The sequence below is a fragment of the Methylobacterium sp. E-066 genome, assembly GCF_022829635.1.
Taxonomy (GTDB): domain Bacteria; phylum Pseudomonadota; class Alphaproteobacteria; order Rhizobiales; family Beijerinckiaceae; genus Methylobacterium.
Window position 1 is genome coordinate 88,111 of sequence record NZ_JAKSYO010000088.1, and the last position, 10,796, is coordinate 98,906.

Genomic DNA, 10,796 nt, shown 5'->3' on the forward strand with positions numbered 1-10,796 from the left:
CGTGCGCCCCGGGGGACAAGCGCGGCAGGGATCATTGTCGTGGGAGAAGGCCCCGGGCCCGATCCGGTTCCCGCAGCGCAGCTATGGCGGCGAGATGAGACGGCAACCGTGCGAAAAATGGCGCGGGAGCGGGGCGATCGGCGGGCGGAGCCCGTTGGAACCGCTCGTCCCTGCCTCGACTGCAAGACGAGGGGAGCGGTTGGGATATCCGTCAAGTTTGCGCGTCCGCCTCGTCATTGCGAGCGCAGCGAAGCAACCCAGGGATCCGCCACGTTCGGGAAGCGCGCGCTGCCCTGGGTTGCTTCGCTGCGCTCGCAATGACGGTTTGTTCCCGATCCGAACCGGCTCAACCCGCCGGTACCCACCCGCTCCGCGCGCCCACACCCGCCGCGGTGAGCACCAGCACCGAGCGGCCGGGCAGCGGCACCGCGTCGTCCGGCCCGTATGACGGGGCGCCCGGCGGGACCGTGCCGGTGGCCTCGCCGGTGTCGAAGACCGGCTGCCAGGGGCCGCCGATCACCGGGGCGAGGCGGAAGTCGAGGGCCTCCACCCCGGCATTGAACAGGAGCAGCAGGCGGTCGCCGGCCCCGTCATTGCCGATCTGCATGCCGAACACCTGGAGGCCGTCATCGGCCCAATGGCGGTTCTCCATCTCGGTGCCCTCGGGGGCGAGCCAGTGCACGTCCCGCAAGGGCGAGTCCGGGCCGACCGGGGCGCCGGTGAAGAAGCTGCGCCGCCGCAGGGCCGGCTGGCTCCGGCGCAGGGCCAGGAGATTCGCCACGAACGCGGTGAGCCGGGGATCCGGGTCGCTGGTCCAGTCCATCCAGCTGATCGGGTTGTCCTGGGCGTAGGCGTTGTTGTTGCCGCCCTGGCTGCGCGAGCGCTCGTCGCCCATCAGCAGCATCGGCACGCCCTGGGCCAGCATCACGGTGGCCAGCATGTTGCGCTTCTGACGGGCGCGCACGGCCAGGATGCCCACGTCGTCGGTATCGCCCTCGACACCGTAATTGCAGCTGACGTTGTGGCCGTGGCCGTCGCGGTTGTCCTCGCCGTTGGCCTCGTTGTGCTTCTGCTCGTAGGCCACCGTGTCGGCCAGGGTGTAGCCGTCGTGGCTGGCGATGAAGTTGACGCTGGCCAGTGGCGAGCGCCGGGACGGGGCGAACACCTCGCGCGAGCCGGTCAGCCCCTGGGTCAGTTTCGCCAGGGTGCCGGAATCGCCCTTCCAGAAGCCGCGGGCGGCGTCGCGAAACTTGTCGTTCCACTCGCTCCAGCCGCGCGGGTAGCCGCCGAGCTGGTAGCCGCCCTCCCCGATATCCCAGGGCTCGGCCACCATCTTGACCCGGGCGAGCACCGGATCCTGCGCCACCGCCTGGAAGAACGCCGCCTGTGGGGTGAAGGTGAGCGGCGAGCGCCCGAGGCTCGAGGCGAGGTCGAAGCGGAAGCCGGCGATGCCGTAGGCGGTGACCCAGTGGCGCAGGGAATCCAGCACCAGCTGCATCACCCGCGGGTGGCTGACGTCGAAGGTGTTGCCGCAGCCGGTGCAATCGATCGTGCGGCGCCGGTCCGCGGGGTCGAGCTTGTAGTAGCTGGCATTGTCGATGCCGCGGAACGACAGGGTCGGGCCGCTGTGGTCGCCCTCGGCGGTGTGGTTGTAGACCACGTCGAGCCAGGTCTCGATCCCGGCGGCGTTGAGCTCGCGGATCGCGGCCTTGAGGCCGCCAAGCCCGCCCTCCCCGAGGTAGCGCGGGTCCGGGGCGAAGTAGCCCAGAGGCTGATACCCCCAGAAATTGACGAGCCCCTTCTCGACCAGGAACCGGTCGTCGGCAAAAGCCTGGATCGGCAGCAACTCCAGGGCGGTGACCCCGAGCTTGACCAAGTGCGCGATGATCGCCGGGTGGCCGAGCGCCGCGTAGGTGCCGCGCTCCGCTTCCGGGATGTCGGGATGGGTGCGGGTCAGCGCCTTGACGTGGGCCTCGTACACCACCGTCTCGGTGAGTGGCCGGCGCAGGGGGGCCAGCGCGAGATCGGGCACCTCGGGGGCCGTGACCACGCCCTTGGGCATGTAGACCGCGCTGTCGCGCCGGTCGATCCGGCTCTCGTTTCCCCGGCGGTGGCCGTAGAGCGCGTCGTGCCAGCGGATCCGGCCGCGGATCTCCCTTGCATAGGGGTCGAGCACCAGCTTCGAGGGGTTGAACCGGTGGCCGTTCGCCGGATCCCAAGGCCCGTGCACCCGGTAGCCGTAGAGCTGGCCCGGCAGCACCCCGCGCAGGTAGCCGTGCCAGACGTCGTCGGTGCGGCAGGGCAGCCGGACCGTGCGGGTCTCGTGCCGCTCCCCCGGCTCGAACAGGCAGATGTCCACCGCGGTGGCGTGCTCGGAGAACAGGGCGAAGTTCACCCCGCGCCCATCGAAATGCGCGCCGAGCGGCGCCGGCACCCCGTCATCGACGGCGATCATGGGCGGGGTCCGGTTTTCTGGGAGGTGGGGCGATGCACGTGCCGGCGCCGATGGGCGAACTCAGCCATCGGGGCCGGCGGCAAGTCGCTTGGAACAATGCGCTTTTCCCCGTCCCCGCAAAGCCTGCGGGCGGTACGGACCTGCACGGGGACTACGATCACGTCGTCGGCCGGATGAGGCCCGGGCCCCCTCTCCCGTGCGGGAGAGGTCTGCTCTCGCAGAGAGCTGGGTGAGGGATGCGCGTTATCCGGAAAGACCTGGTCCCTCACCCCAACCCTCTCCCGCACGGGAGAGGGGGCGCGGCGCGGCCTGCAAGAGCGATGGCGCCTCAAAGCGGTATCGACATCGTCGGCGTCAGCGCAAAAGAACCGGCTACTCGGCGGCCGCGGCCGTCGTCGGCGCCTCACGCTCCATGGTTCGGAAATTCTCCAGCTCCGACAGGAAGTTGCGCGCCCACCAATCCACGTCCTCGCGGGTCATGCGCTCGACCATCGGCTTCCAGCGCGCCAGCCGCTCGGCCTTCGGCATGTACAAAGCGGAGCGGATCGCCTCGGCGACCTCGAACCGGTCGTAGGGGTTGATCAGCAGCGCTTCCGGCATCTGCCGGGCCGAGCCGGCGAATTTCGACAGGACCAGAACGCCGGGATCGTCCTCGCTCTGCGCGACCACGTATTCCTTGGCGACGAGGTTCATGCCGTCGCGCATCGGCGTGACCAGGCCGACCCGGGCCGCCCGGTAAAGGCCGGCCAGCACCGGGCGCGGATAGGCCTTGGTGATGTACTGGATCGGCGTCCAGGCCGGGTCGCCCAGCGCGCCGTTGATCTCGCCGACCTTCTCGTTCACGTCCCGGGCGAGCTGCTCGTATTCCGGCACCTCGCTGCGGGATTTCGGGGTGATCTGGATGTAGGTGACGTTGCCGCGCTGGTCTGGATTCGAGGCGAAGAAGCTCTCCACCGCCTCCATCCGCTCGGACACGCCCTTGGAATAGTCGAGCCGGTCCACGCCGATCAGCAGCTTGCGGGTGCGCAGGCCCGCCATGGTCTCGCGCACCACCTTGTTGGCATTGGCCTTCTCGGCGGCCTCCTTGAAGCCGGCGACGTCGATGCCGATCGGGAAGGCGCGGATCCGGGTGCGGCGCCCGTCGACCATCAGCGAGCCGCCGCCGAGCGGGATCGCCCGCTGGGTGTCGACCAGGTTGCGCTGGAGGTTCTGCACGTCGGCCTCGGTCTGCAGGCCGATCAGGTCGTAATCGACGATGGCGCGCAGCAATTCGGTGCTCGCCGGCAGCGAGTTGAACACGTCGGCGGCGGGCCAGGGGATGTGGTGGAAATAGCCGATCGGGTTGTCGAGCCCGAGGCCGCGCAGTTCGGCGGCCAGCGGCAGCAGGTGGTAATCGTGCACCCAGATGATGTCGTCGGGCTCGACCAGCTTGGCGAGCGCCCGGGCGAAGGTCCGGTTGACGCGGCAATAGCCGGCGTAATCCGAGCGCGAGAAGGCGCCCAGGCCCAGCCGGTAATGCATGATCGGCCACAGGGCCCGATTCGCAAAGCCGGCGTAATATTCCAGGTGGTCCTGCGGCGAGAGGTCGACCACGGCGTACTGGACCCGGCCGCGGTCGATCAGGGTCGGCTCCTCGGAGGGCTCCTCCGTGATGTTGCCGCTCCAGCCGAACCACAACCCCTCGTAGGCGGTGAACGCCTCCTTCACGGCGACGGCGAGGCCGCCTGCCGCGACCGCCTTCCCGCTATCCTCCGGGATGGCGACGCGGTTCGATACGATCACAAGGCGTGCCACGCGGGTCGGCTCCGGATCATGGGTGCGGGTCAGGTCGAGGACCCTGCCGCGCCTGCATCGGGACTTCTCTTATAGCAGAACGCGCGGAGTCCCTGCGCGATCCTTTGTCGGGGCAACCCAAGCGTGAAGCCGGGCGCGGGTCAAGTCGAGCACGACGCCGCGCCGGACAGGAGCGCCGGCGTGTCCGGTGCTGGAGGCGCGCTCCGGCCCCCCTCCGACTCCCCTCCGGCCAGCCTTCGAAGACGACGCGCAGCGAAGCCCGAGACGTGCTGAAGAGCGGACGAAGCGTCGCCGTTGTGCAAGCGCGGCGGTTCTGCCAGACCGCGCCTGAACGCCGGCTGAGCGAGGGCCCGCGCGCCGGAGCTTGAGTCGCGCGGAACGGTCCTTCCCGATGGACCGGAACCGGTGACAGCCCAGCCGGTTACTCAGCCATCGCGGGGGCCGCGGTCGCCGCGAGCGACGCCGTCCCCGCGCCGCGAGGAGTGTTTTCGAGATGGCCGGCAACGAGTTCCCGCAGGACGCGCCCAAGGACCCGCTGAAGGATCCGCTGCACGAGGGCCCCGCCGAGCGCCCCCAGTGGCGCGCCCTTCAGGGTGACGTCGAGGGACTGGCCGACGAGGCGGCCGAGCGCGGCCGCGGGCTGATCGACGCGGCGCGGCTCCAGGCCCAGGATTACGTCGAGCGGCGCAAGAGCGACGCGGCGCAGTCGGTCCAGGATCTGGCGCAGACGATCCGCAATTCCGGCCGCGACCTCGGCGACAAGCCGCATGTGCGCGCCTTCTTCGACAGCGCCGCCGACGGGCTGGAGCAGCTCGGCTCCTCGATCGAGCGGCGCAGCCTGGGCGACTTCTACGGCGAGGCCGAGGCCTTCGCCCGGCGCGCCCCGGTGGCGGTGGCGGTCGGCACCTTCGTGGCCGGCCTGATCGCCGCCCGGTTCATCAAGTCGTCGAGCCTGCCGCCGGAAGCGCCCGACGGCGACGCCCGCGACAGCTTCCGGGCCTGACGATGGCCCAGGGACCTGATCCGCGCCAACCTGGCGCTTCGAGCATCCAGAGCCTGATCGGCGACGCCCTGCGGGAGACCAACGAGCTCGCCCGCAAGGAGATCGCGCTGTTCCGCGCCGAGATGGCGGGCAATGTCCGCCAGCTCATCATCGGCCTGGCCTGCATGGTCGGTTCGGCCGTGTTCGCCGTGGTCGCCCTGCTGGTGCTGATCGGCGCCTTCGTGAAGTGGCTCGCCACGATCGTCGGCTCCGAGTGGCTGTCAGCCCTGATCGTCGGCGGCGTGCTGCTGGTCATCGCCGTCGGCATGGCCCTGTGGGCGCGCAGCGTCCTGTCCCTCTCCACCCTGGCGCCGACGCGCACGACGCGCCAAGTGCGCCAGGATGCCCAGGCCCTGTCGGAGCGCGTATCCGGATGAGTTCGATGACCGACCTCGAAAAGGAGATCGAGGCGAGCCGGGCACGGCTCGACGACACGATCGACCAGATCCAGGGGAAGCTCTCGGTCCCGAACATCGTGGACGAGATGCTGGGCAACGCTCGGCGCACGCCCGCGCTGAGCGGCGTCTATGATGGCGCCCTCGAAGCCGTGCGCCGCAACCCCGTTCCGGTCCTGCTGATCGCCGCCGGGGTGGGGCTGCTGTTCAACCGGATGGCCCGGGATGCCGAGCGCCGCCGCACCCAGGTCTCGGCCGAGCGCGTGGCCACGCTCAACACCGGCACGGCCCGCGGTTACGACCCCGACCTGCCGACGGCGCGCCCGCTTCGCGACCCTCTCGAGAAGACCGACATCTGACGGCCGAGACGTGACGATTCGAGCCCGGCCCGACGGCCGGGATGGGCGACGCCCCCGCGCGGCGCCGAGACCGACATTCGAGGACCCCGCCATGACCGACAAGCCGACCCCGTCCAGCCTCCCCGAACAGCTCGCCGCCCAGGCCGGCATGCCGACGGGCTCGAGCAATAGCAGCCTGCGGCCCGACCCGGCCGGCCACGGCGATCCGCGTCCGGCCCCCGGCGAGGTGGCCGGCGACTTCACCCTCCGCCCCGACCCGCGCGGCCTGCACGATCCGCTCCAGCCCGGTGCCGCGACGCGCCCGATCGATGCAGCCGCATCCGTGAAGGACGGGGCTCAGGCCGCCGGTGATCGCGCCGCCGACCTCGCCGGGCAGGCGCGCCAGACCGTGTCGGAACTGGCCGACGATATCGGCAACCGCCTCGGCAGCGCCGCCGACCAGGCCCGCGCCCGCGCCGCCTCGGCCTATGACGAGGCGAAGGAGCGTGCCGGCGCCCTGCACAAGCGCAACCTGCGGGCGCTCGATGACATCACCACCCAGGGGATCGATGGGCTCCAGCGCGGCCGCAGCACGGTCGAGCGCTTCGTGGACGACAACCCGCTTCTGGTGGGCGTCGTCGGCGTCGCCGCCGGCCTCCTGCTCGGCGCCCTGCTGCCGCGCACCCGCCAGGAGGACCGCAACATCGGCCCCTGGGCCGACGAGGTGCGCGACCAGGGCCTGCGCTACGCCCGCGAGGTGACCAATATGGGCCGCGAGTTCGTCCAGACCGCCCTCGATCCGGACAATCTCAACGCTGCGGTCCGCAAGGCCACGGATCCCGAGGGGCCCACGCCGCCGGCGAACGAGCGGACCGCGCACAACCTCTGACGACGAAGTCCCCCGCCCGCCGGCCTCGCAGCCAGCGGGCGGTTTCTTTTACGCCCGATACAGCCCCGCATGGGCCTCGCGGAGCAGGTTTTTTTGCACTTTGCCCATGGTGTTGCGCGGCAGCTCGTCCACGAACAGCACGCGCTTGGGGCATTTGAACCGGGCGAGCCGCCCCTCCAGGGCCGCCAGCACCCCGGCCTCATCCGGGGCGTCGGTCCCGCCGACCACCAATGCGGTGACCGCCTCGCCGAAATCCGGGTGCGCCAGACCGATCACCGCGGATTCGACCACGCCCGGAAGGGCGTCGATCTCGGTCTCGACCTCCTTCGGGTAGACGTTGAAGCCCCCTGAGATGATCAGGTCCTTGCCGCGCCCGACGATGTGGACGTAGCCCCGGGCATCGACCTTGCCGAGGTCGCCGGTGATGAAGAAGCCGTCCGGCCGGAACTCGGCTTCGGTCTTCTCGGGCATGCGCCAGTAGCCCTCGAACACGTTCGGGCCCTTCACCTCAAGCATCCCGACCGCGTCCGGTCCCAGCGCCGCGCCGGTCTCCGGATCGACCACCCGCAGGGATACGCCCGGCAGGGGGAAGCCCACCGTGCCGGCGACCCGGTCCCCCGCGTAGGGGTTCGAGGTGCTCATGTTGGTCTCGGTCATGCCGTAGCGTTCGAGGATGGCGTGGCCGGTGCGCGCCTGCCACTCCCGGTGCGTCTCGGCGAGCAGCGGCGCCGAGCCCGACACGAACAGGCGCATGCCCTTGGCCGCCTCGGGGGTGAGGCCGGGCTCCTTGAGGAGACGCGTGTAGAAGGTCGGCACACCCATCAGGGCGGTCGCCCGGCCCATCAGGCTCAGGATCAGTTTTGGGTCGAGGCGCGGCAGGAACAGCATGGTGCCGCCGCTCGCCAGCACCGTGTTGGTCGCCACGAACAGGCCGTGGGTGTGGAACACCGGCAGGGCGTGGATCAGCACGTCGTCTTCGGTGAAGCGCCAGACATCCACCAGCGTCCGAGCGTTCGATGCCAGGTTGTCGTGGGTAAGCATGGCGCCCTTGGAGCGCCCGGTCGTGCCCGAGGTGTAGAGGATCGCGGCGAGATCCTCCGGGCCCCGGGGCACGTCCGCGAAATCGGTGGCCTGCCGGTCCGCGGTCTCGGCCGCGCTGCCGGCCCCGGCCGCGTCCAGCGTCCAGACCTCGCGGATGCCGGAGGCGGCCTGCGCCAGGGCCTCGCGCCGTCCCGGGTCGCAGACGAAGATCGTGGGCTCCGCATCGCCCAAAAAGTACCCGATCTCCGCCGGGGTGTAGGCGGTGTTGAGCGGCAGGAACGCCGCGCCGGCGCGCACCACCCCGAGATAGAGGAAGATCACCTCAGGGCTCTTCTCGACCTGGACCGCCACCCGGTCGCCGGGCTGCACGCCCGCCGCCTGCAAAGCCGCCGCGTAGGCGCCGGAGCGCGCGATCAGGTCCGCGTAACTGTAGCGGCGCCCCTCCGGTGTTTCGATCACGGTCTTGGCGGGATCGGGGACGCCGTCCCGGACCAGGGAGAAAAGATGGTTCGTCATCGTGAGGCTGGAGCTATCACGGGCCGCAGGGTTCAGGCAGCCATAGAACCGTTCCCGATCGCCCCGCAATCGGGGCCGGCGCTCCGCCATGACGTTCACGGGCCGCCTATGCCCGAACCGGCATCCCCGTCAGGGTGGGGACGGCTCGGCCTTAGGCCTCGGCCAGCACCACCGCCCGCGGCGGCGGGAGCTTGGCGCGCAGCTCCCGGGTCACCGCCGGCGAGGCCGCCACGGTGCCGAGATTGGCGTAGGTCTCGTGGTTCTTCTCGATCGCCGCCAGGTCGTAGAGGTAGTTCACCATCAGCCCGTGCGACTGGGCCAGCCCTTTCTTCGAGGTGTCGCCGAGGAAGTTGATCCGGTCCAGCCGGGCGCCGTTGCCGAGATGGAACCGGGCCACCGGGTCGAGGGGGCGCCCGCGCTCGTTCTTGGCGCGCAGGAAATAGGCGGCGGCAGCCGGGATCAGCGCCTTGCGCACGGCCTCGGCCCGGGCCTTGTCGGCGTGCCAGTCCGGATCGTCCAGCGCCCGCAGCACCTCCACGTCCTCGGGCAGCAGGCCCTGCGGGCTGTCGGCCCGGCGCTCCCGGGCGAGCCAAGCGGAGAAGCCCGGCACCGGCGAGAGGGTCACGAAGGTCTTGAGCGAGGGCACCTCGCGGGTCAGATCCTCCACCACCTGCTTGATCAAGAAGTTGCCGAAGGTGACGCCGGCCAACCCCTTCTGGCAGTTGGAGATCGAGTAAAAAATCGCCGTGGTCGCCGCCCGCGGCTGCAGCGGCTTGCGCTCCCGCGACAGAATCGGGGCGATCGCCGGCGCGACTTGGTCGGTGAGCGCCACCTCGACGAAGATCAGCGGCTCGTCGGAGAGCGCCGGGTGGAAGAACGCGAAGCAGCGCCGGTCCGCCGGCTCGATCCGGGCGCGCAGGTCGTCCCAGCCGGTGATCGCGTGCACCGCCTCGTACCGGATGATCTTTTCCAGGATATGGGCGGGCGTGGTCCAGTCGATGTGCCGCAGCACCAGGAAGCCCCGGTTGAACCAGGAGGCGAACAGGTGCTCGAAATCGGAATCGAGGCTGTCGACGGCGTCCAGCACTGCGGCCTCCGCCTCCGCGCCGGCGCGCAGAGCCTTGCGCAGGTCGAACAGGTCCTCGCGCATCCGCACAAGGCTGAGCGTGCCGCCGCGGGCGAGGTTGAGACGGCGGATCAACTCCTGGCTGCGCGGCTCGGCGGCCTCATGCAGGGTGCCGAGGCGGGCGCGGGTCGGATCGGCCCGGTAGGCGGCGATCGCCTCGTCGACGGCGGCATGGTCCGCGTCGAAATCCAGCGCGATCGCCCGCAGGAAGGCGTGGCGCTCGGTCTGGCCGAAGCTGGCGTAGCGGTCGAGGATCAGCCGGGCCAGAGCCACCCCGGAGGCCTCGCCGCGGCGGGAGATCAGGTCCTCGCACAGCTTGACCAGCTCGCCCGCATTGGCCCGGCCGGCGATGTCGCCGCGGCCGATGCCGATCAGGTCGCGGCCCCGCTCGCTGATGGTCTGGAGCAGGTCGCCGAAGAAGGAGATCGCCGCCATGACCCTCGCACTGACCCCTGTCGGACCGGATCCGAAGCGCACCCGGACCCGTGACGCCGGCGCGTCGATCGGAGGCGCGCAAAACCGCCGAACCGGGACGAGCCGGGCCTGTTCAGGCCGGTCGGCTCAGGCCCCCGGTTCCACCTGCCATTCTACGGCGGCGCGGGCGCGGCGACCAGAGCTTGAGCGGTCGCGGAGCGCCCCAAACCTGCAGCCTGCGGTCTCGCGACGACGATGATGTGACGGGCCGAGCCTGTCCGGTCAGAGCCGCTCGGCCACGGTGGCGAGGTCGGCCAGCTCCCGCCAGTCGCCGAGGCCGTGCTGGCGGGCGAAGCGGATCTCGGCGGCCCGGCGGGCGCGCTCCGGATCGCGGGCCCGCATGATCGCGACGGACCCGATGGTGAAGGGCACCCCGAGGATCTCCTTCGCGAACTCGACGCGGTAGTTCGGCATCCCGTACTCCCTGCTGCGGTGGTTCCGGACGTGCCCGCCCGGAACGAACCCGGCCCCGAAACCGTATCCGGCTGACGAACCAGCCTATTTGGGTTCGACGCCCGGGACGCGGACGGCCGGAACCGCGTTGATCGCATATGGGGCAGGACGTTGGCCGGTGAAGAGGCAGCGGGCGTGACCGAGGGCTGCAGCCTCGGCGCTTGCCGGAGGGCGTGCCCTGCCCGTATCGGTCTCGGCCCTCCCCTCCCGACACGGACCTCACCATGGCCTTGATGACGGCCCTGAAGCGGCGGCGCGCCTGCCCGCCCCCGA

9 protein-coding genes are annotated in these 10,796 nt (G+C 70.7%); 4 read left to right on the plus strand and 5 right to left on the minus strand.

Annotated features, from left to right (window positions below):
• Window positions 1–346: 346 nt before the first annotated feature.
• On the minus strand, window positions 347–2,455 hold the full coding sequence (gene glgX / locus MKL20_RS10125; protein WP_244036560.1) for a glycogen debranching protein GlgX: 2,109 nt from the start codon (window positions 2,453–2,455) through the stop codon (window positions 347–349).
• 372 nt (window positions 2,456–2,827) lie between these two features.
• The gene (locus MKL20_RS10130; protein WP_243963568.1) at window positions 2,828–4,249 is read right to left on the minus strand and encodes a trehalose-6-phosphate synthase; all 1,422 of its coding nucleotides are present in this window, start codon (window positions 4,247–4,249) and stop codon (window positions 2,828–2,830) included.
• Between the two features lie 493 nt (window positions 4,250–4,742).
• Between MKL20_RS10130 and MKL20_RS10135 the strand changes: the two genes are divergently transcribed.
• The 4 genes from MKL20_RS10135 (at window position 4,743) to MKL20_RS10150 (ending at window position 6,913) form a co-directional block, all read left to right on the plus strand.
• On the plus strand, window positions 4,743–5,252 hold the full coding sequence (locus tag MKL20_RS10135; protein ID WP_244036561.1) for a hypothetical protein: 510 nt from the start codon (window positions 4,743–4,745) through the stop codon (window positions 5,250–5,252).
• A gap of 2 nt (window positions 5,253–5,254) precedes the next feature.
• Window positions 5,255–5,668, plus strand: a complete 414-nt coding sequence (locus MKL20_RS10140) for a phage holin family protein (protein WP_243963572.1) — start codon at window positions 5,255–5,257, stop codon at window positions 5,666–5,668.
• Window positions 5,665–6,045 (plus strand): DUF3618 domain-containing protein, encoded by a 381-nt coding sequence (locus MKL20_RS10145; RefSeq protein WP_058193606.1) that lies wholly within the window; start codon window positions 5,665–5,667, stop codon window positions 6,043–6,045. The genes MKL20_RS10140 and MKL20_RS10145 overlap by 4 nt, the downstream gene beginning before the upstream one ends.
• Window positions 6,046–6,136: 91 nt before the next feature.
• Window positions 6,137–6,913: a hypothetical protein gene (locus tag MKL20_RS10150; protein WP_244036562.1), complete on the plus strand. Its 777-nt coding sequence runs from the start codon at window positions 6,137–6,139 to the stop codon at window positions 6,911–6,913.
• 48 nt (window positions 6,914–6,961) lie between these two features.
• Here the strand turns inward: MKL20_RS10150 and MKL20_RS10155 are convergent, their stop codons facing one another.
• The 3 genes from MKL20_RS10155 to MKL20_RS10165 all read right to left on the minus strand — a co-directional run bounded on the left by MKL20_RS10155 (window position 6,962) and on the right by MKL20_RS10165 (window position 10,484).
• Complete coding sequence (locus MKL20_RS10155; RefSeq protein ID WP_244036563.1) at window positions 6,962–8,470, minus strand: malonate--CoA ligase; 1,509 nt, start codon at window positions 8,468–8,470, stop codon at window positions 6,962–6,964.
• Between the two features lie 151 nt (window positions 8,471–8,621).
• Window positions 8,622–10,031 carry a malonyl-CoA decarboxylase gene (locus tag MKL20_RS10160; RefSeq protein WP_244036564.1) on the minus strand — a complete coding sequence of 470 codons (1,410 nt, stop codon included), beginning with the start codon at window positions 10,029–10,031 and terminating at the stop codon, window positions 8,622–8,624.
• Window positions 10,032–10,292: 261 nt separating this feature from the next.
• Entirely contained in the window at window positions 10,293–10,484 is a 192-nt protein-coding gene (locus tag MKL20_RS10165) for a hypothetical protein (protein WP_092042594.1), read from the minus strand.
• Between the last annotated feature and the right edge of the window lie 312 nt (window positions 10,485–10,796).